Raw genomic sequence first — 20,518 nt, 5'->3', positions numbered from 1 at the left:
CGGCAGACCACGGGAAGACCGGCATGCTGTCCTGGCTCATCAAACGGCTCTTGATGCTGGTGCCGGTCTTCCTGGCCGTCTCGGTGGTGATCTTCTCGATCCTCCACTTCATTCCGGGCGATCCGATCGACAATCTTCTCAAGATCGGGTCGTCCCCCGAGGCGCGCGCCGAGATGGAGGCGCGCTACGGTCTGGACCGGCCGTTGCCGGTGCAATACCTCATCTGGCTTTCGAACGTCCTGCAAGGGGATCTGGGCACCGCCATCGTGGCGCGCCGTCCGGTCGCGGACCTGATCGCGCAGGCGCTGCCGCATTCGCTCCGGCTCGGGGGGCTGGCGCTCCTGTTTTCCACCGTCGTCGGCGTGACGCTGGGCGTGGTGGCGGCGCTGAGCCGCGACCGCTGGCCCGACCGGGCGATCATGGGCGGCGTCCTTGTGGGGTCGACCATGCCCAGCTTCTGGCTGGGGCTGATCCTGATCCTGATCTTCTCGGTCGGCCTCGGATGGTTCCCGGTCTCGGGCGCGCGCGGCTGGCAGTCTCTGGTGCTGCCGGTGCTGACCATCGGGCTTGGCGGCACCGCGCTGGTGGCCCGCATCACACGGGTGTCGATGATCGAGGCGGCGGGGCGCGACTTCGTCACCCTTCTGCATGCCAAGGGCCTGTCGCCCCTGCGCATCCAGTTGCGCCATGTGCTGCGCCACGCGCTGATCCCGGTGGTGACCATCCTTGCCCTGCGCATCGGCTGGATCCTCGGCGGGGCCGTCACCGTCGAGGTGGTGTTCGCCCGCCCCGGCCTCGGCACGCTGCTGATAAAGTCGCTTTCCCAGCACGACTATCCGGTGGTGCAGGCCTGCCTTCTGATGCTGGCGATGGCGGTGATGCTCGGCACCCTCATGGGCGACATCCTGCAGGCGTTGATGGACCCGCGCGTGCGGGCGGCCATGACATGACGGCGCCGCTGCGCGCCTTCCGTCGCCCGCAGGGCGGACTGGCCGGGGGCTGGCTGATCCTCGTGATCGCGGCCGCCCTGGCAGCACCCCTGCTGACGCCCTATGCCTATGACGTACAGAACCTGCCGCAGGCCTATCAACCGGCCTCGGCGCGGCACTGGCTGGGCACCGACGAATTCGGGCGCGACCTGCTGACCCGGCTGATCTACGGCGCCCGCACCTCGCTTTCGGTCAGCGCCACGGCGATCTCGATCTCGGTCCTGTGCGGCATGGTGCTGGGGGCGGCGGCGGCGTGGTTCGGCGGCTGGCTCGACCGTGCCGTGACCATGGTCGTCGACCTCAGCTGGTCGTTCCCGGAAATCCTCATCGCGCTGATCCTCGTGGCGATCATCGGACCGGGGACCATCGGAGTGATGATCGCCATCGCGGTCGCCTACATCGCGCAGTTCACCCGCCTGACCCGCGCCCAGATCCTGACGCTGAAGGGGGAGACCTTCATCGAGGCCGCGCGTTCGCTCGGGGCGGGCCATGCCCATATCCTCTTCCGCCACCTCTTGCCCAACGCGCTGGCCCCGGTCCTGGTTTCCGCCATGCTGGCGACCGGCGACGCCATCATCCTCGAGGCGACGCTGGGCTTTTTCGGCCTTGGCGCCCAGCCCCCGGTGCCCAGTTGGGGCGGCATGATGTCGGCAGGCTCCGCCCTCGTCTTCAAGGCGCCCTGGGTCATCATCTTTCCCGGCCTGGCGGTGGCGGTCACCGTCGTCGCCATCAACCTTTACGGCGATGCGCTGATTGCCGAACTCGACATCCGGTCAAGGTTGCGGAGGGAGGCATGAGCGCGCTGCTTGAGCTTCAGTCCCTCAGCGTCGCGATCGGCAAGGTGGCGCTGCTTGACGGCATCGCGCTGACCGTCGAACGCGGGCAGATCCTGGGCCTTGTCGGCGAAAGCGGTTCGGGCAAGTCGCTGACCGCGATGGCCGCGATGGGCCTTCTGCCGCTGATCGGCGGGCGCGTCACGGCGGGCGCGGTGCGCTTCGACGGGCAGGACATGGCCGCGATGACCGAGGTGCAGCGGCGCAGGCTGCGCGGCGGGCGCATCGGCTTTGTCACCCAGAACCCGATGACGGCGCTCGACCCGGTGCAGCGCATCGGCGCGCAGGTGGACGTGGTGTCGCGCCTGCATCTGGGGCTGTCCAGGGACGAGGCCCGCGCCCGCACGCTGGACCTTCTGACCCAGCTTCGCATCCCCGAGGCGGAGACCGTCGCCGAGGCCTGGCCACATCAGCTCTCGGGCGGCATGAAGCAGCGGATCGTCATCGCCATGGCGCTCGCGGGTGATCCCGACCTCATCATCGCCGACGAACCCACGACCGCGCTGGACGTGACGGTGCAGGCGCAGATCATCCATATCCTCGGCCATCTGGTGCGCGACCGCGGCGTTTCGCTCCTGCTCATCACCCATGACATGAGCGTTGTGGCGCAGGTCTGCGACCGGGTGGCGGTGCTTTACGCGGGCCGTGTCGCGGAGGAAGGCCCGGTCGGTCCGATCTTTGCCGCGCCCGCCCATCCCTATACCGCCGCGCTGATCGGCTGCATCCCGCAAGCGGGCATGGCGAAGGGTAGCCTGACCGGCATTCCCGGCGCGGTCCCCTCGGCCATGACCTTCCCCGAAGGCTGCCGGTTCCATCCGCGCTGCCCCCGCGCAAGCCAAGCCTGCCGCGCCAGTCCGCCGCCGATCCTTTCGCGCGGCGAAGGCCGGGTCGCCTGCCACCACCCCGAGGTGTCGGCATGACTGCGCCCCTGATCCGGATCGAGGCGCTTGGCAAGCGCTTCCAGTCCGGGGGCGGGCTGTTCGCCCGTCCGCGCGCGATGATGGCCGTGCGCGACGTGACGCTGAGCGTCGGCAAGGGCGAGGTTCTGGGCGTGGTCGGCGAAAGCGGCTGCGGCAAGTCGACGCTCGCCCGGCTGGTGCTGCGGCTGATCGAGCCGACCTCGGGCCGCGTCACCTTCGACGGCACCGAGATCACCGCGCTTTCCCCCCCGGCGCTGCGCCGGATGCGCCGGCGCATGGCGATGGTGTTTCAGGACCCCTATTCCAGCCTTGATCCGCGCTACACGCTGGCCGATGTGCTGGCAGAGCCGTTCCGCGTGCAGAACGAACCGCTGCCCGCGAACCGGGTCGAGGCGATGCTGGCGGCGGTCGGCCTGCCGGCGGCACTGGCGGGCAACCATCCGCATCAGTTGTCGGGCGGCCAGCGCCAGCGCGTCGGCATTGCCCGCGCCCTGGCGCTGCGGCCCGATTTCGTGGTGCTGGACGAACCCACCGCCAGCCTTGACGTGTCCATCCAGGCGCAGATCATCGCGCTTCTGGCCGATCTGCGCGACCGGCTGGGGCTGAGCTATCTGTTCATCAGCCACGACCTCGGGCTGGTGCGCTATTTCTGCGACCGGATCGTGGTGATGTATCTGGGCGCGGTGGTCGAGGTGCTGCCCGACACGGCCACAGCGCCGCGCCACCCCTATACGCAGGCGCTGATGGAGTCGAACTTCGCCCCCGATCCGGCCCGCCGCAGGGCCATCGAACCGCTGAGCGGCGAGATCCCCAGCCCCTTCGCCCTGCCGCCGGGCTGCGCCTTTGCCGCACGCTGCCCGCGCGCCTCGGACCTCTGCCGCCGCCAGCCCCCCGCGCTGGATGGGGACGCGACCCACCCGGTGGCCTGTTTCCACCCGCTTTGAAAGGCTCACGCTCATGCCCTTCCACGTTCTGACCGGCGCTTTTGTCCATGAAAGCAACACCTTCAAGAAGGGGGAGACGACGCTTCAGGATTTCCACGACGAGGTGTTCGACCTCGGGCAGGCCGCCATCGACCGCTTCGGCGACGTGAACGACGAACTGGCGGGCTTTCTCGATGCGGGCCGCGAGGCGGGCTGGCAGGTCACGCACACCGTCTCGGCCCACGCCACGCCCGGCGCCACCGTCTCGCGCGCGGCCTTCGACCACATCGCCGGCCTCATCTGCGAGGCGGCGCGGGAACATCGGGCCACGCTGGACGGCATCCTTCTGTCGCTGCACGGCTCGATGGTGCCAAGCTTCTGCGAGGACGGAGAAGGGGAGCTTCTGCGCCGGTTGCGGGAGGTCGTGGGGCCGGACCTGCCGATTGCCGTCACGCTGGACCTGCATGCGATGGTGACGCCCGCGATGGTCGACCTGGCGCAGATCCTCGTCAGCTACAAGACCTATCCCCACATCGACATGCGCGAGATCGGCCTGCAGGCGGGCCGCATCCTGGACCGGGCCATGCGCCGCGAGGTCCAGCCGCGCACGTTGCGCGTCCATGTGCCGATGCTGGACGAGGCCAACGCCGGCCGCACCGACGTGCCCGAAACCGCGGCGCTCTACGCCCGCGCCCGCGCGCACGAGGCGGAGCCGGGGATTCTGGCCGTGTCGATCAACGCCGGGTTTTCCGAGGCCGACATCACCGAGATGGGGCCAACCGTGCTGGTCACTTATGACGCAGGTCGCGAGACGCAGGCCCGCGACATCGCCGCAGGCCTGGCGCACAGCATCTGGGACGGGCGCGGCAAGGTCGCGAACACCTTCCTGACCCCGGCGGAGGCCGCGGCGCAGGCCCGCGACTTCGACCCGGCCGGGGGGCCCCTGGTGATCGCCGATTACGCCGACAACCCCGGCGCAGGTGCCTATGGCGATGCGACCGCCCTGCTCAAGGCCCTGCTCGAGGCTGGCGCCGCGCCGGGCGCCTTTGCCCCGATGATCGACGCAGAGGCGGCGGCGCTTCTGCACCGCCACAAGGTCGGCGACAGCGTGACCCTGGTTCTTGGCGGCAAGTGCGATCCGTCCTTCGGCGGCGGCCCGCTGCGCCTGACAGGCGAGGTGAGGCATCTTTCGGACGGCGTCTTTACCGGCGACGGTCCCATTCTGGGCGGCATCACCCACAGCTTCGGCCCGACGGCGGTCTTCCGTGTCCAGGGGATCGACATTCTGGTGGTGACGCTTCCCGGCCAGATGCTGGACCTTCAGCAGGTGCGCGCCTTCGGCATCGAACCCGCAAGCCAGCGCTTTCTGGTGGTCAAGTCGATGCAGCATTTCCGCGCCGCCTTCGAACCGGTCGCCGGCCGCGTCATCGTCTGCGACACCGGCGCGCTTGCCACCCCGCAGGCGCATCTGCGGCCCTATGCGCGCGTGCGTCGCCCGGTCTGGCCCCTTGATCGCGATGCTGCCTTTCCGGTTCCCGGACACGCGCCTGAAAACGCGTGACGCATTGCCGGCGCGCCGGCGTTCAGGTGTCCGGATCGGTCTCCGCCGGCAGTCAGCGAGGTCGCGCACACCGATCGGTCGCGGGTTTCCTGCCGTTCGTGCCGCGCTGCCCGCGATCGCCCTTTCCCGGCCCCCGGGCGCCCAGGTCCGACCCGACGGTTCGGCGCGAACCTTCGCCGCGGGACCAGGCTCAGAGGTCGATCCGCCTGAGGCGCAGCGCGTTGGTGATGACCGAGACCGACGAAAGGCTCATCGCCGCAGCCGCGATCATCGGCGAGAGCAGGAGGCCGGTCAGGGGATAGAGGACGCCGGCGGCAATGGGCACGCCCGCGGCGTTGTAGACGAAGGCGAAGAACAGGTTCTGCCGGATGTTGCCGAGCGTGGCCACGGCCAGTTTCCGCGCCCGCACGAGGCCGGCGAGGTCCCCGCGCATGAGCGTGATCCCCGCGCTTTCCACCGCCACGTCGGCCCCGGTGCTCATCGCGATGCCGACATCCGCCGCCGCAAGCGCCGGGGCGTCGTTCACGCCGTCGCCGGCCATCGCCACCGAGGCGCCCTTCGCCCGCAACTCCTCGACCAGCTTCTGCTTGTCCTCCGGCAGGACGCCCGCGCGCACCTCGTCGATGCCGAGCCTTGAGGCCACCGCCTCGGCGGTGCGCCGGTTGTCGCCGGTGGCCATGATGATGGTCAGCCCCAGCGCATGAAGGTCGCGGATCGCCGCGGCGGTCGTTTCCTTGATCGGATCGGCCACGGCGACGATTCCGGCAAGCACGCCGTCCACGGCCACGAACATCGCCGTCTTGCCCTCCGAGCGCAGCGCGTCGGCCCGCGCCTCGGCCGCGTCCGTCGAAAGCCCGAGATCGGTCATCATCGCCGCGTTGCCGAGTGCCACCCTGCGGCCCGCGACGGTGCCGTGCACGCCCTTGCCGGTGACCGCCTCGAATTCCTGCGTGGCATCAAGCGTCAGCCCGCGGTCCTTCGCGCCGGCCACGATCGCCTCGGCCAGGGGATGCTCCGACCCGCGCTCCAGCGCGGCGGCGAGGGCCAGCACCTCCGACTCGTCGCGGGCGAGCGCCAGCACGTCGGTCAGACGCGGCTTTCCCTCGGTCAGCGTCCCGGTCTTGTCGACGATCACTGTATCGACCCGCGCCATGCGTTCCAGCGCCTCGGCATCCTTGATCAGGACGCCCGCCTGTGCACCCCGGCCGGCCGCCGTGGTGATCGAGATCGGCGTGGCAAGCCCCAGCGCGCAGGGGCAGGCGATGATCAGCACCGACACGGCCGCGGCGATGGCGAAGGCCAGCGCCGGTTCGGGGCCGGCCCAGAGCCAGACGCCGAAGGCGGCAAGCGCCACCAGCACCACCGTCGGCACGAAGATCGACGACACCCGGTCCGCCAGCCCCTGGATCGGCGCCCGCGACCGCCGCGCGCCCGCGACCATCTCGACGATCTGCGCCAGCACGGTGTCGGCGCCGACCTGTGTCGCGCGCACCGCCAGCGTGCCGTTCCTGTTGATCGTGCCGCCGGTGACGCGGTCGCCTTCGACCTTCTCGACCGGCACCGGTTCGCCCGTGATCATGCTCTCGTCGACCGAGGACCGACCCTCGACCACCTCGCCGTCAACCGGCACGCTGTCGCCGGGCCGGACCCGGAGAAGGTCGCCCTCCACGATGTTCTCGAGCGGCGCGTCGTATTCCGAGCCGTCCGCCAGGATCCGCCGCGCGGTCTTGGGCGCGAGGTCCAGGAGCGCGCGGATCGCATCGCCCGTCCGTTCCCGCGCGCGCAACTCCAGCACCTGGCCCAGGAATACAAGCGCCACGATCACCACGGCGGCCTCGTAATAGGTGCCGACACCGTGGCCCATCCGGTACTCGGCAGGAAACAGACCTGGCGCGAAGGTCGCGACCAGTGAATAGAGGTAGGCCGCGCCGACGCCGAGAGAAATCAGCGTCCACATGTTGGGCGAAGCGTTGCGGATCGAGTCGATCCCGCGCCGGAAGAACGGCAGCGCCGCCCAGAGGATCACCGGGGTCGCCAGAATGAACTCGGCATGGACGGACAGGCGATGCCCCATCCATCCGCGCACGTCGAGCCCGACAAGCTCGCCCATGGTGATGATGACAAGCGGCACCGCCGCCGCCGCCGATATCCACATCCGCCGCGTGAAGTCCACAAGCTCAGGGCTGGGTTCGTCCGATGGGACCATGGGTTCCAGCGCCATGCCGCAGATCGGGCAGCTTCCCGGTTCGTCGCGAACGATCTGGGGGTGCATCGGACAGGTGTACTGCGTTCCGGGCCGCGCGCGCTGCCCTGCCTTCCCCGCGTTGCCGGAGGCGTAGAAATACGGGTCGGCCCTGAACTTCGTCCGGCACGACTCCGAGCAGAAGTGAAAGGTCCCGCCAGCGAACTCGGCCTGGCGCCCGTCCGGCCTGACGGCCACCGTCATGCCGCAGACCGGGTCCGTTGCCGTCTTCGTTCCGGCCGGAAGGTCGGCCTTCTCGTGGTGGTGATCGTGGTCCATGACATGCCAACCTTTCATCCTGTCGACTCATGCCTGAAGCCTCCAACGCTGGGAGGCTCAAGAGGAATCACCGGCGATCGTCAGCCGAGGGGCGTCCCTTTCCCCGCATCGCCGCCCAGATCAGCGGCAGCCCCGTCACGAACCCGAGGCCGAGCACCGCCCAGCCGGCCCGGCCAAGGTCTCCGCTGGCCGCCTCGCCCCCGACATGCGCCAGCAGGAAGCTTGCCGGGATGATGCCGGCAAGCGTCGCGAGGGCGAACCGCCAGGCCTGAAGGCGGCTGAGCCCGGCCGCGTAGCTGATCATGTCGAAGGACACGAACGGCATGAGGCGGCTGGCAAAGACCGTCGCCGTCAACGCGGCCTGCGAACCGAGGAGCCCGGCATCGACCGAGGCGCCGAACACGCGCCGCAGGATATCGTGCCCCAGGACCCGTGCGAGGCCGAAGGCGATCAGCGCGCCAAGCTCGGCGCCGATGACGACCTGAACCGTGCCCCAGACGTGCCCGTAGGCCGCCCCGGCCGCCAGCGCGATCGGCGCGCTCGGGATCGGGCTGGCCACGACCGCGATTGTCATGAGCGTGACGATCAGGACCGGCCCCCAGAGACCCGCACGCGCAACGATTGCCTCCAGACGCTCGCGGTCCACAAGTGCGCAGGCCTCGGCGAAGGCCGAGGGCGCAAACTGCCAGACGCCGATGAGGACGATCGCGAGGATCGCCAGGGCTGCGAGTATGGCGGCGCGCAGGCTCATCTCAGACCGCGGCGCAAGCGATCATCCGGATCATCGTGCAGGTCAACGCGCCCTCCTTCCCCTATTTCCGAAGATACTTGATCAGCGCCGCAATCGCCAAGACCACGAGCACGAGGATCAGCAGGCCGAACAGCCAGCCAAACCCCATCCCGAAACCCATTCCGTTTCCCATGTCACTCCAGTTCATCGTCGCACCTCCTCGCCTTCATCGGGATTATGCGCCCTTTGCGGGGCTTTGACGACAGACAGCGACCGCAAGTTTCGCTCGTGCCGCCGGGACGGGATCTGGCCGTCGATCCGGGGGGCCGTGGCCAGGGGATGCAGGCGTGCGACCGCCGGGGATGCGGGGACCGATCCGGCGGATGCATGCCGACAGGTTCCGACCGAGGGTGAGGAATTGATGCGGGAGCCATCGGGCGCGCTACGCTGCCGCCCGTGGACGGCTGCCTTCGCGACCCTGACCCGGCTGAAGGGCCGCCTGCGCACAAGGCGGCCGCAGGGCCGCCATCGCGCAGGCGCCGGAGCCGATGCCGGGAACGGCGACGGTGGTGGTTTTCCGGTTGCCCCGTCCGTCCCGCTAGGCCCTGAGCCGCCTTCCTTCCGGGTCGAACGCGGGGCCGGGCAACACCCTGGCGCGATGCGGCTTTCCCAGCACCATGACGTCCAGCGCGGTTCCCGCCGCGATGTCGGGGCGCAGGTAGGCCAGCGCCAGCGACTGTTCGACGTGATAGCCGTAGGCGCCGGACGACACCTTCCCTGCCGGCCTGCCGTCCAGATCGAAGATCGGCTCGTTCCCCGTCGCGTCTGCCCCCGTCGCCTCTGCCCCTGTTGCCTCGATCACCAGGCTGCGCAGCATCTCTCGCGGGGGTCGCGCCATAACTTCAGCGCAGGCATCCCGGTTCAGGAAGGGCTTGTCCAGCTTGATCAGCCCCGCAAGCCCCGTCTCCTGCGGCCAGTATTCCGGGCTATAGTCGCGCCCCCAGGACCCATAGCCCTTTTCCACCCGCAGGCTCATCAGCGCCCGGCTGCCGACGGGGCCGGCACCAAGCGGTTCGCCCGCCTTCAGGAGCGCCGCGTAAAGCCGCGCCTGATCGGCCTCGGCGCAGTGCAGCTCCCACCCCAGGTCGCCGGTGAAACTGACCCGCAGCGCGATGCAGGGCACCCCCGCCACCTCGATCCGTGCCGATCGCAGGAAGGGGAAGGCGTCGTTTGACAGGTCCGCATTCGTCAGCCGCATCAGCAGCTCCCGCGCCAAGGGGCCTGCCACGTTGAAGCCGGCCATGGCCTCGGTCACGCTGTCCCAACGGGTTCCAGCAGGCAAGGGAACGGCATCGAAGAACCGCTTGTGATAGCGTTCCGCCATGCCCGAGCCGACCATGAAATAGTCGCCCTCGCCCAGACAGGTGACGGTGAAATCGCCCGCGATCCCGCCGCGCTTGCCGATCAGCGGGGCAAGGCAGGAGCGGCCCGGCAGGCCGGGAATGCGGTTGGCCAACAGCGCGTCCAGCCACGCCTTGGCCCCCGGCCCGGTGATCCGGTAGCGGGCGAAGTTTGAGATGTCGATGATCCCGGCGCGGTCCCGCAGCATCCGTGCCTCGCGGCCCACGGGACCCCACCAGTTCTGGCGGTCGAAGCCGATCGTCTCCTCGCGGGGCTCGCCCTCGGCTGCGAACCACAGCGGATGTTCCCAGCCGTAGTTCAGCCCGAAGACCGCCCCCATGGCCTTCTGGGTCTCGTAGATCGGCCGCACCCGCACCGGGCGACCGGCGGCGCGTTCCTCATTCGGGAAGTGGATTTTGAAGCGGTTCGCGTACTGGTCGCGGACGCGGGCCTTGGTGAAGTCCTTGCCCGCCCAAGCCCCGAACCTGGCGAGGTCCCAGCCGAACATATCGAGCTTCGGCTCGCCCTCCACGATCCATTCCGCTGACAGAAGGCCAAGTCCGCCGGATTGCGAGAAGCCGGGGATGATCCCGTTGCAGCAGAAATAGTTGCGCAGCTCCGGCACGGGCCCGAACAGTGCCGATGAATCGGGCGACCAGATCATCGGCCCGTTGATTACCCGCTTGATCCCAGCGCTGCCCACCACCGGCACCCGGTCGATGGCGCGCAGCATGTTGGGCTCGATCCGCTCCAGTTCATCGGCGAAAAGCTCGTGCCCGAAGCCCTGCGGCGTGCCATCCTCGGCCCAGAACCTCATGTCGCGCTCATAGGCGCCGACCAGAAGGCCCTTGCCCTCCTGCCGCAGGTAATACTCGCCGTCCCGGTCCGCAACCGAAGGCAGGCGGCGGTCCATCGCGGCGATCTCGGGGATGGTCTCGGTGACGAAATACTGATGCTCGGTCGGGATCAGCGGGAGCGCGATCCCCGCCAGGGCGGCGACCTCGCGCGCCCAGAGCCCGGCCGCGTTCACCACCCAGCCCGCGCGGATGCTGCCGAGCGGGGTTTCGACAATCCACGTCCCGTCCGCTTGCGGCACCGTCGCCGTGACCGGGCAGTTGCGGTGGATCTGCGCCCCCCGCGCCCGCGCGCCGGCCGCATAGGCCATGGTCACGCCCGAAGGGTCGACGTTGCCGCCCTGGGGTTCGTACATGATGCAGCGGATGCCGTCGAAATTGACCAGCGGGTGCAGCCGCTCCGCCTCGTCCCGGCTGACCTCGTGGAAGTTCATCCCGTAGTAGCGCGCCTTGGCGGCCTGAAGCCGCAGCTGGTGTTCGCGCGCCTCGGTCTGCGCCAGATAGAGGCTGCCCGGCTGGAAGATGCCGCAGCCCTGCCCCGTCTCGGCCTCCAGATCCTTGTAAAGGCCCATCGTGTAGTGCTGCAGGCGGCTGATGTTGGTGCTGTCGTGCAGGCCGTGGATGTTCGCCGCCGCGTGCCAGGTGGAGCCGGAGGTCAGCTCCGCCCGCTCCAGCAGCACCACGTCGGTCCAGCCAAGCTTGGTCAGGTGGTACAGGATTGAGCAGCCGACCAGCCCGCCGCCGATGACGACCGCCTGCGCATGGGATTTCAGCTTCGCATCAGGGTTCGTCATCGCCGATCTCTTCCCGCCGTTTCGGACAGGGGCTTCCGGTCATCCGAAGCGGCCGGGCCCCTTGCCCGCAAGTCATATCCGGCCAGAGCCCGCGGCAAAAGACCCGTTGACCGTTGCCCGCCCGGCCGGTCCGCGCAGCACCCACCAGGCAAGGGCGCCGATCGTGATCAGGTTCACCAACCCCGCGGCCATGGCGGCGGCAAAGCTGAGGTCGTAGCTTCCCGTCAGGTCGAAGAAGACACCGCCGAGAAAACCGCCAAGCCCGTGGCCGATCCAGGCGAAGGCCAGGATGATCCCCGTGGCGCCGGCGCGCCGGTTCAGGGGCGTCAGGGCGCGGATCGTGGTCAGCACGCCGGTCATCACGCCCGCATAGCCGAAGCCGTAGATCGGCGAGAAGATGTAGAACAGGCCAAGATCGTCGATCCAGGTGAACATGACCACCAGCGCGGTCTGCCAGGCGGAGGCGGCGAAATAGGCCGGCAGCGCGCCGATCATGTCGGCCAGCCGGCCGAAGGCCACGCGGCCCGCGATCGCGGCCAGCATCATCACCATCACCACGCCCGCGGCCTCCGGTGCGGGGATGGCGCAAAGCTGGACCAGCGGGGCCAGGTGCATCAGCGGCACCGACATCAGGCTGCAGCAGCAGAGCACCGCCAGGCTGAGCGTCGCGATGACGGTCGCGGGGCGCATGGCAGCGGCGCCCCCGGCCGCCTGTCCCGGCTGGGCGGCGGCGGCCGGACCGGGCCGTGCGCCGGGCCGCCGGGCTAGCAGGGCAAGCGGGACGAGCAGCGCAAGCGATGCCAGCCCGACCGCCAGGAAGGCCCCGCGCCACCCCAGGCTCTCGATCAGGAGCGCGTTGGCCAGCGGAACGCCCCCCTGCCCGATCGCCTGCCCGGCCGAGACGATGCCGATGGCCAGACCGGCGCCGGTGCGGAACCAGGTGCCGACCAGCGCAAAGAGCGGGGCGAAGAGCGCGCCGCCCCCGAGCGCGCCGGCGACGAGGAACAGCAGGTGAAGCTGCCAGAGTGCCGTCACCTGCGATGCGGTGGCGATGCAAAGGCCGGTCATCACCGCCCCGGCAAGGACGACGGCCCGGATGCTGACGCGGTCGGCGAGCGCGCCCATGACGATCCCGCCGATCGCCAGACCGACAAGCCCCATCGTGTTGACCAGCGCGACCTGCCCCCGTGTCGCGCCGAATTCCCGCTCGAGCGGCGCGAGGAAGGCCGACAGGCCGTTGACAAGCTGCCCCATCGCGATGGCGAGCATCGCCGCGGCGGCGGCGACGATCACCCAGCGGAAGGCGGGTTCTGGGGTGCGGGACGGTGTCATCGTATATCCTTTCGGGGCGTCGGGCACGGCCGTTCAGGCCGCCTTCGGCGTGCGCGGGTGAAGCCAGGCCGGCAGGAAGCGGTAGGCATTGCCCACCTCCGCGCCGCGGACCTCGTGGCCGAGCGCGGCCAGCATCCGCCCCAGGCTGCCGTCGTTGAAGGCCTCGAACGTCTCGGTCGCGCCGCCGACGTGGCGCCCGCCGACAAAGACCTGCGGGATCGTCGCGGCACCGGTCCGGGCGGCAAGCGCCTTGCGGACCGCCCCGCCGAGGTCGCCCTCGCGGTAGGCCGCGCCGTCGAGATCGATAGATCGGAACGGGACGCCGGCGGCGGCCAGCAGCTTGCGCACCGACCAGCAGAATTCGCACCATTCCAGCGCGAACAGCACGACCGGATGATCCGGGTCCGCGATCAGCGCCTCCATGTGGGCGATTGCGTCGGGGGCCGGCGCTTCGGGGGCCGCCGCTGCAGCCGGGGCCGGCGCGGCGGCGGTGTCGAAGCGGAACCGCGGCGTGGAGGCGGCGATGGCCTGTTCCTCCGCGTCCATCGCCGCGTCGATGTCGGCAAAAAGCGGGGTGGAGAGGTAGCGTTCCCCGGTGTCGGGCAGCATCGCGAGGATGCGCGCGCCCTTCGGTGCGCGGCGTGCGACCGTCAGCGCCGCGGCCAGCGTCGCCCCGCCGGTGATGCCGCAGAGGATCCCCTCTTTCCGCGCCAGATCCCGCGCCACGGCCAGCGCCTCGGCCCCCGCGACGGGGCAGATTTCGTCGATGTGGCCCGCCGCGACGACATCGGCGGCCAGCCGGGGGATGAAATCCGGAGTCCAGCCCTGCATCAGGTGCGGCCGGAACGCCGGATGGCTGGCCGCAGGGCCGCCGTCGGGCGCATAGGATTGCGCGCGGCCCGATCCCAGCAGGGGCGCGTTGTCGGGTTCGGCCGCGATGATGCGGGTCGCGGGGCTCTGCGCCTTCAGCACCCGCGCGACGCCCTTCATCGTGCCGCCGGTGCCGAGGCCCGAGACGAAGCAGTCGAGCGGCGCCCCGGCGAAATCGCGCAGGATCTCCTCCGCCGTGGTGCGGGAATGGATGTCGGGTCCGGCCTCGTTCTCGAACTGGCGGCAGAGGAACCAGCCATGCCGCTCGGCCAGTTCGCGCGCCTTCGCGACCATGCCGGAGCCCTTTTCGGAGGCCGGCGTCAGGATCACCTTCGCGCCCAGGAACCGCATCAGCCGGCGCCGCTCGACGCTGAAGTTCTCGGCCATGGTGACGACGAGGGGATAGCCCCGGGCCGCGCAGACCATCGCCAGCCCGATGCCGGTGTTGCCGCTGGTCGCCTCGATCACCGTCTGACCGGGGCGCAGCGAGCCGTCACGCTCGGCTGCCTCGATGATGCCCATCGCCAGGCGGTCCTTGACCGAACCCATCGGGTTGAAGGCTTCGAGCTTGACGAAGACCTCGACGCCCTCCGGCGCCATACGCGAAAGGCGGACGACGGGTGTGTTGCCGATGGTGTCGAGAAGGCTGTTCAGGGTGCGTGTCATCGGGGCGGCCCTCACGGCAGGGGGGCGATGCAATGGACGAAGACCGCGGCCGCAGCGGCGGCGGCCCCGCCTGCCAGCAGTCGGCGCCGGGGCTTGCCCGTCCGGCGGGGCCAGGGGCTGAAGGGGCCGAGAATGTCGGCGGTCGCGGCAGGCGCGTGCTTGCGAGGGTGATCGGAGACGTGCATTTCGGTAACCTTCCGGTTGGAGTGACGGGGTGGGTTGACGGGGCCGGCCGTGCCACGCCGGGGACCGCAGCCACGATGAAAGGCGGGGGTGTCCTGCCGGCATCCACGGTCGGGGTGGATGGCGCGAACATGCGGCGCGACCGTTTCGGCGCGATTGCGCCCCCGGTGCTTCGCGGTTTCAAATGTTTCAGGAGGGGTCGTAGATGTAGCCCACGCCGCGCACCGTGCGGATGACCTCGGGCTTGGCGGGATTGGCCTCGATCTTCTTGCGGATGCGCGAGATGCGGATGTCGATTGACCGGTCGAACGGGTCCCAGGACCGGTCGTGCGCGCCCTCGAGGATCTGGTCGCGGTTGAGCACCCTGCCCCGGTTCTTCGCGAAAAGCTTCAGCAGGTTGAACTCCATCGAGGTCAGCGGAATCTCCTGACCGTCCTCGTCGATCAGCCGCGCCCCGGCGAGGTCGAGCCAGGTCTTGCCGAAGCGGAACCGCGTCCGCTCGGTCTCGGGCTGCGGGGCGGGGGCGGTGCGCCGGCGCAGCACCGCCTTGATGCGCGAGACAAGCTCCCGCAGGTCCACCGGCTTGGCCAGATAGTCGTCCGCCCCCATCTCGAGCCCGACGATCCGGTCGACGACCTCGCCCGCCGCCGTCAGCATGATGACCAGCGGCGCATCCGGGCCCTGAAGGCTGCGCAGGACCGACAGCCCGTCCTCGCCCGGCATGGCGATGTCGAGCAGGATGACGTCGGGCCTTTCGCGCTGAAGGGCGGCGCGCAGGTCCGCGGCCCCCGCGGCCAGCGTGGTGCGGAACCCCCGCTTGCCCAGGTATTCGGCCAGCATCTCGCGCAGGTCGGCCTCGTCGTCGCAGATCAGGACATGGTCGCTCATCCCGGCGCCCCCCGGCTTCCCAGCATGGTTTCGGCGAGCTTCCTCAGTTCCGCCGGCGCGATCGGCTTTTCAAGGCACGGCCGCCCGGCGCCGTCGAGAAAGCCGCGCGCCTGCGGGCTCATCGTGTCGCCGGTGACGAAGCCGGTGCGCCGGGCCAGCGCCGGGCGTTCGCGCAGAAGGCGCTCGTAAAGGCCGCGCCCGCCCATCCCCGGCATGTTGAGGTCGGTCAGGATCAGCGCATAGTCGCCCTCCTCCACCATCGCAAGCGCGGCTTCCGCCGAGGCCGCGGTATCGACGTCGAAGCCCGCCCGGACCAGCACCTCGCGGATCAGGTCGACGACGTCCTCCTCGTCGTCGACGACGAGGATGCGGCCGCGCGACCCGCCCGCGCGGGCCAGCCCGCCGGTCCCCTCGGGCAGGACATCGCCGCGCGTCACCGGCAGGCGGACGACGAAGACCGCACCCGTGCCGCGGTCGGGCAGCACCCGGATCTGGCCGGAGTGTGCCGTCACGATGCGGTGGCAAAGCGCCAGCCCGATGCCGGTGCCGCTGCCCACGGGCTTGGTCGTGTAGAGCGGGTCGAAGATGCGGCCCTGGATCGCGTCGGGGATGCCGGGGCCGTTGTCGGCCACGGTGATCTCGACCATGCCCTGCCGGTCGTCGAGGCGCACCGAGATACGCACGCGGTCGCCCGTGCCGCTGTCGCGGATCGCCTGATCGGCGTTGGTGACAAGGTTGATGACGACCTGGGCGATCTGGTGGGCGTCGCCGCGCACCGGCGGCAGGGCGTCCGCGATGTCGAGGTCGATCGCGGTCTGAAGGCCATCGGCGCCGTTGCGCAGCGCCTCGATCGCCATTTCCAGCGTCTCGCCCAGATCGACGGGAACCAGCCGCGCCGGCTGCTGGCGCGCCATCGCCAGGAACGACTTCACGATCCGCGCGCAGCGTTCGGCGGCATCGCTGATCTTTTCCACCCGCCTCAGCGTCTCGGGGTCGATATCCTCGTCGCGCAGCATCAGCGCATGGCCCACGACGACCGACAGCGGGTTGTTCAGCTCGTGCGCCACGCCAGCCAGCAACTCGCCCAGCGCCGACATCTTCTCGGCCTGGAAGATCTGTTCGCGCTGCTCGGCCAGGGTGCGGCGCAACTGGATTTCCCGGCTGATGTCGACCGTCGTCGAGACCATCACATCCTCGCCCCGGTAGTCGATCAGCCGGGCCGAGATGACGCAGGGAAAGCGTGTGCCGTCGGCGCGCAGGCCGGTCACCGTCATGTTGTCCACGCGCCCGTCGGGCAGAAGGGCGGTGATGAAATCCGCCCGCTCCTCGCGCGAGGCGAAGATGCCGTGGGTCCGCTTCGCCGTCCCGAGAAGTTCCGTTGCCGCCGGAGTGCGGTAGATCACCTCGCCGTCGCCCACGCGCGACATGACGATGTTGGCCGGGCAGGCCTCCAGCACCTTGCGCAGCAGAAGGTCGGCCTCGCGCTCGCTCTGCTCCAGGTTGCGCCGCTCGGTGATGTCGTTCTGGACCAGGACGAAACCGCCGGCTGCCGTCGCGCGCATGGCGATCTCGAAGACCGAGCCGCCGATCCCGAATTCGAGCGGGGCGACCGTCGCCTCGCCATCGGCCAGCCGCGCCTCGGCCCTTTCGAGACGGTCGCGCGCCGGGGCGGGGATACCGCCGCGAAGGGCCCATTCCCGCAGGATGATATCCCAGCCCATGCCGATCTCGAGCAGATCGGCCAGCACCGGGTTCATCCTGCGGAACCCGGCATTGCAGCGTTGCAGAAGGGCGTCCTCGTCGAAGATCGCAAGCCCCACCGACAGCGCGTCGATCACCTCCACCAGAAGATCCGCGCTCTGCGCCTCCGCGTCCTCCCCGATGCCGACGCCGTCCGGAACGGAAGGTTCGAGCCCGGCGGCCATGTCAGCCGTCCTGGCCGGCGTGAACCTCGGCCGTGATCGCGAAGGCCTCGTCCCGGCACTCCGCGCCGGGGTCGAGGCGGCCTGCGGGGGCTGTGGCGAAACGGTCGTCGAGACGGTCGACGAAGTCGCGGTTGCCGACGATCTGCATGGGACGCGCGGCGGCGCGCATGCGGCTGGCGTGGACGACCGCCGGGCCGAACACGTCGTAGATGTATTTCTGCACGCCGACGACCGACCCCACCACCGGGCCGGCGGCGATGCCGATGCGGCAGGTCCACTTGATCGGGTGGCTTTCGTTGCGCTGGTGGAGATAGCGCAGGTAGCGCACGGCGGCACTTGCCGCCGACCGGGCGTAGTCCTCCGACGGGTCGGGCATGCCCGCGACGGCGATGTAGAAATCCCCCACCGCGCGGATGCGGGCGCAGCCGAACTGTTCGCCGATGCGGTCGAACGCGGTGTAGATGTCGTTGAGCTCCGAGACGATCACGCCGGGGTCATGTTCGACCACCGTCTCGGCAAAGCCCACGAAGTCGAGGCAGAGTGCCGCGACCGGATCGTAGAGGCGCGGGGTGACGATGCCGAAGGTCTTGTATTCCTCGTAGACCGACCGCGGCATCATGTTGAGCAGCAGCTTCTCGACCTGCTCCTTCTCGCGCCGGATCTCGCGGGTGTTGCGCTCGACCATCATCGAGTAGGAATCGATCATCGATTCCAGCTCCTTGATCCGCGAGATGTTCTGGCAGACGAGGACGACGATGCGTTCCTCGCCGTCCAGCGCGCGGTTGAAGGCCATCGCCACCGTCATGGTGCGGCGGCGCACGCGAAAGGTCGTTTCCGAGCTGTAGCGCCCCTCGCCGTGCAGGGCGGCCTTCAGCGCGTCGATCTCGAGACCGGAGAACAGGTCGGCCAGATGCTGCCCCGCCTCGATCTCGCCGAACCATTCGCGGAAGGTGTCGTTGCAGAAGCGCAGCCGCATCGTATCGAGGTCGAGGAGCGCGACGCCCACCCCGATCGCCCGCAGCAGCTGCTCGTTGATCGCGGCGATGGACATGGCCTATCCCACGACCCGACCGCGCCGGCCCTCGAACGAGGCGGCGATGGCATCGACATCGGCCTGTTCGATCCCGTGATCGGCCAGCGTTTCGCGCAAGATGTCCTGCAGGCGGTCGAAATGCGCGTGCGTCACCGACAGCCGGGCGTGCATCTTCTCGATCTGGTCGTCGGTGTAGGAGGCCGGCCCCCCCATGAGCGAGGAGATGAACTTGGTCTGATGGTCCACGATCCGCGCCATTTCGATATCGTCGAAGAACGGTCCGATATCGTCGTCGTCGAGCAGGCGGTCGTAGAGATCGAGCACGATCTTGCTGACAAAGGAGAAGCCGCCGTACTTCTCGAACAGCGTTTTCTGCATGCGTTCACCTCCCTGATGCTCGGGGCCTCCGGAACAGGCGGCCGACAGGAACTGGTAAGCGTCAAGCATGGGCAATCGGGCTCCGCGTGGCAAGCATTTCCGGCCTTCGAGGGGCTCCATGCTCCCCGCCCGCTGTTTCAGACGTGTGTCGCCGCCCCGCCCGGAATGTTTCAACTGTTTCAGCCAGCCCGCCGCGGCCGAAGGAATTGAAGCGCATTCGGGCGCGCCGCGACATCGCCCTGAAACCCTGCGGGTGGAAAAGAGGGGCATCGAAACCCCGGAAGGAACCCTGAGATGAAAGCGATCAACGACCTTTACGATGCCCTGCGCAAACGGCGTGAGGAGCGCCGGGCCTACTTCGCGGTGCGCCACCTTTCCCCGTCCCTGTGCCGCGACATCGGCCTGTTCGTGGACGACGTGAACGCCCGCGCCCGCCGCGCCTGACCCCTTGCCCGCGCGCAAGCGCCTGAAGGCCCGCCACACCCGGCGGGCCTTTTTGCCGTTGGCCGGCCCGGAACGCGAAAAGACCCGCCCGAAGGCGGGTCTTGCGCGTTCGGGCGGATGGATCAGGCCGCCTCGGCCCGCCCGTCTCCCATGCCGGCGATCCAGTTCTGGTTGGCCTTCATCGTCTTGTTGAGCGCCTGGTGCAGCACCTTCGCCTCGGCCAGCGTCCAGTCGAACGAGGCGAGCCGGTCGGTCAGCTCGAAGAAGTCGCGCGACAGGGCATCGCGGGTCAGCGGATAGTCCGCAACCCGGCCATGGACCACCGCCCCGGCCAGGATCTCGGCGTCGCGGAACGCGTCAGTGATCCCGTGGGCGGTGATCGGGTCGCGGAAATAGCCCGCATCCCCGACCAGCGCCCAGCCCGGGCCGGCGGACTGGCGGAAGTAGCCCGGCAGGCCGGGAAACACCACCGGCGCGGTGACCGGGCGGGCAGAGGCAAGATCATCGCCCAGGGTCGGGACGTGGCGCAGAAGCGCCTCCCACCCGGCGGCGCGGGCCTCGGCAAGGACCGGCGGCGGCAGCGCGACGAAGACGCAGCTCAGCCCCTCGTTCGTGGGGATGACCCCGCCTGCCGCCCCGGCCGCGTAATGCCAGCGATAGCCGCGGTTGGGCAGCCCCTCGACATAGCGGTAGGCGCAGGCGGCGGCGTGGCGGCCCCGGTGCAGGATGCCGGCCCCGGCCAGGCGCGCCACCGCCGAGCGGCGGCCGTCGGCGCCGATGACGATGGGCGCGCGGACCGTTTCGATGCCGCCCGAGGGCAGGCGCAGTTCGGCGCCACAGACCCGCCCCGCCGCGTCGCGGACGAGACCGGCAAGCCCGGTGCCATAGCGCAGTTCCGCCCCTGCCGCTGCGGCCGCACCAGCCAGTGCGGCGTCAAGAATGGCACGGCGCGGGGCAAGCAGCGCGTCGATGCCGTGCTCCATCCTCAGGTCAATGTCGATGGCCTCGTCGCCGTAAAGGAAACTGGTGCGGCGGATGGCCGGCGTTCCCCTGACCTCCATTTCGGCCAGAACGCCCCACTTGCGCAGCTGGAACACCGCGCCGCGCATCAGCGCGTGGGTGGACATCGTGTCGGTGCCGGGCTGGTCGTGATCGACCGCCAGCACGCGCGCGCCCTGGCGCGCCAGGAGCATGGCCACCGCCGCCCCGGCGCAGCGGGCGCCGACGACGATGGCATCGTAGGTGTTCGGGGTCTGTGATCCGGTCATGGCCT

Annotated in this window: 18 protein-coding genes and 1 pseudogene; 6 read left to right on the top strand and 13 right to left on the bottom strand. The window is 69.7% G+C overall.

Translation table 11 applies throughout. The features are described from left to right. Nucleotides 1-23: 23 nt before the first annotated feature. Genes N5I32_RS01525 through N5I32_RS01505 form a run of 5 tightly spaced genes read left to right on the top strand, consistent with a single transcriptional unit; the run spans nt 24 to nt 5,226 of the window. Nucleotides 24-950 (top strand): ABC transporter permease, encoded by a 927-nt coding sequence (locus N5I32_RS01525; RefSeq protein ID WP_261493629.1) that lies wholly within the window; start codon nt 24-26, stop codon nt 948-950. Further along, a complete protein-coding gene (locus N5I32_RS01520; RefSeq protein WP_261493628.1) occupies nt 947-1,786 on the top strand; it encodes an ABC transporter permease in 840 nt (279 codons plus the stop codon). The genes N5I32_RS01525 and N5I32_RS01520 overlap by 4 nt, the downstream gene beginning before the upstream one ends. After that, entirely contained in the window at nt 1,783-2,742 is a 960-nt protein-coding gene (locus N5I32_RS01515) for an ABC transporter ATP-binding protein (RefSeq protein WP_261493627.1), read from the top strand. Before N5I32_RS01520 ends, N5I32_RS01515 begins: the two co-directional genes overlap by 4 nt. Further along, nucleotides 2,739-3,686, top strand: a complete 948-nt coding sequence (locus tag N5I32_RS01510; RefSeq protein WP_261493626.1) for an ABC transporter ATP-binding protein — start codon at nt 2,739-2,741, stop codon at nt 3,684-3,686. The genes N5I32_RS01515 and N5I32_RS01510 overlap by 4 nt, the downstream gene beginning before the upstream one ends. A gap of 13 nt (nt 3,687-3,699) precedes the next feature. After that, the gene (locus N5I32_RS01505; protein WP_261493625.1) at nt 3,700-5,226 is read left to right on the top strand and encodes a M81 family metallopeptidase; all 1,527 of its coding nucleotides are present in this window, start codon (nt 3,700-3,702) and stop codon (nt 5,224-5,226) included. A gap of 190 nt (nt 5,227-5,416) precedes the next feature. Here N5I32_RS01505 and N5I32_RS01500 read toward each other — a convergent pair whose 3' ends face one another. From N5I32_RS01500 to N5I32_RS01445, 12 genes and pseudogenes are all read right to left on the bottom strand, one after another. After that, a complete protein-coding gene (locus tag N5I32_RS01500; RefSeq protein ID WP_261495892.1) occupies nt 5,417-7,747 on the bottom strand; it encodes a heavy metal translocating P-type ATPase in 2,331 nt (776 codons plus the stop codon). 67 nt (nt 7,748-7,814) lie between these two features. Next, on the bottom strand, nt 7,815-8,498 hold the full coding sequence (locus N5I32_RS01495) for a TVP38/TMEM64 family protein (RefSeq protein WP_261493624.1): 684 nt from the start codon (nt 8,496-8,498) through the stop codon (nt 7,815-7,817). Nucleotides 8,499-8,559: 61 nt separating this feature from the next. Then, the gene (locus tag N5I32_RS01490; RefSeq protein WP_261493623.1) at nt 8,560-8,685 is read right to left on the bottom strand and encodes a hypothetical protein; all 126 of its coding nucleotides are present in this window, start codon (nt 8,683-8,685) and stop codon (nt 8,560-8,562) included. A gap of 390 nt (nt 8,686-9,075) precedes the next feature. Then, the gene (locus tag N5I32_RS01485) at nt 9,076-11,505 is read right to left on the bottom strand and encodes a GcvT family protein (protein WP_261495891.1); all 2,430 of its coding nucleotides are present in this window, start codon (nt 11,503-11,505) and stop codon (nt 9,076-9,078) included. A 93-nt stretch (nt 11,506-11,598) separates the two neighbouring features. Beyond that, on the bottom strand, nt 11,599-12,858 hold the full coding sequence (locus tag N5I32_RS01480; RefSeq protein ID WP_261493622.1) for an MFS transporter: 1,260 nt from the start codon (nt 12,856-12,858) through the stop codon (nt 11,599-11,601). Nucleotides 12,859-12,891: 33 nt separating this feature from the next. Further along, the gene (locus tag N5I32_RS01475; RefSeq protein ID WP_261495889.1) at nt 12,892-13,281 is read right to left on the bottom strand and encodes a glutaredoxin; all 390 of its coding nucleotides are present in this window, start codon (nt 13,279-13,281) and stop codon (nt 12,892-12,894) included. A gap of 75 nt (nt 13,282-13,356) precedes the next feature. Further along, nucleotides 13,357-14,394, bottom strand: a pseudogene (cysK, locus tag N5I32_RS01470) (cysteine synthase A); the annotation flags it as partial. A gap of 11 nt (nt 14,395-14,405) precedes the next feature. Next, nucleotides 14,406-14,579, bottom strand: coding sequence for a hypothetical protein (locus N5I32_RS01465; protein ID WP_261493621.1), 174 nt, complete (start codon nt 14,577-14,579; stop codon nt 14,406-14,408). Between the two features lie 187 nt (nt 14,580-14,766). Then, the gene (locus N5I32_RS01460; RefSeq protein WP_261493620.1) at nt 14,767-15,465 is read right to left on the bottom strand and encodes a response regulator; all 699 of its coding nucleotides are present in this window, start codon (nt 15,463-15,465) and stop codon (nt 14,767-14,769) included. Further along, the gene (locus tag N5I32_RS01455) at nt 15,462-17,390 is read right to left on the bottom strand and encodes a hybrid sensor histidine kinase/response regulator (RefSeq protein WP_261493619.1); all 1,929 of its coding nucleotides are present in this window, start codon (nt 17,388-17,390) and stop codon (nt 15,462-15,464) included. The genes N5I32_RS01460 and N5I32_RS01455 overlap by 4 nt, the downstream gene beginning before the upstream one ends. Nucleotide 17,391: 1 nt before the next feature. Continuing rightward, on the bottom strand, nt 17,392-18,441 hold the full coding sequence (locus N5I32_RS01450; RefSeq protein WP_261493618.1) for an adenylate/guanylate cyclase domain-containing protein: 1,050 nt from the start codon (nt 18,439-18,441) through the stop codon (nt 17,392-17,394). Nucleotides 18,442-18,444: 3 nt separating this feature from the next. Then, complete coding sequence (locus N5I32_RS01445; RefSeq protein ID WP_261493617.1) at nt 18,445-18,801, bottom strand: group I truncated hemoglobin; 357 nt, start codon at nt 18,799-18,801, stop codon at nt 18,445-18,447. Between the two features lie 294 nt (nt 18,802-19,095). Here N5I32_RS01445 and N5I32_RS01440 point away from each other — a divergent pair, with 294 nt between their 5' ends. Then, nucleotides 19,096-19,245: a hypothetical protein gene (locus N5I32_RS01440; protein ID WP_261493616.1), complete on the top strand. Its 150-nt coding sequence runs from the start codon at nt 19,096-19,098 to the stop codon at nt 19,243-19,245. Nucleotides 19,246-19,367: 122 nt separating this feature from the next. On the opposite strand, the gene N5I32_RS01435 is transcribed toward N5I32_RS01440, so the two are convergent. Further along, nucleotides 19,368-20,513, bottom strand: coding sequence for an NAD(P)/FAD-dependent oxidoreductase (locus N5I32_RS01435; protein ID WP_261493615.1), 1,146 nt, complete (start codon nt 20,511-20,513; stop codon nt 19,368-19,370). Between the last annotated feature and the right edge of the window lie 5 nt (nt 20,514-20,518).

It is taken from the genome of Albidovulum sediminis (assembly GCF_025380365.1).
Classification (GTDB): domain Bacteria; phylum Pseudomonadota; class Alphaproteobacteria; order Rhodobacterales; family Rhodobacteraceae; genus Albidovulum; species Albidovulum sediminis.
This window is presented reverse-complemented; position numbering and strand designations above follow the sequence as displayed.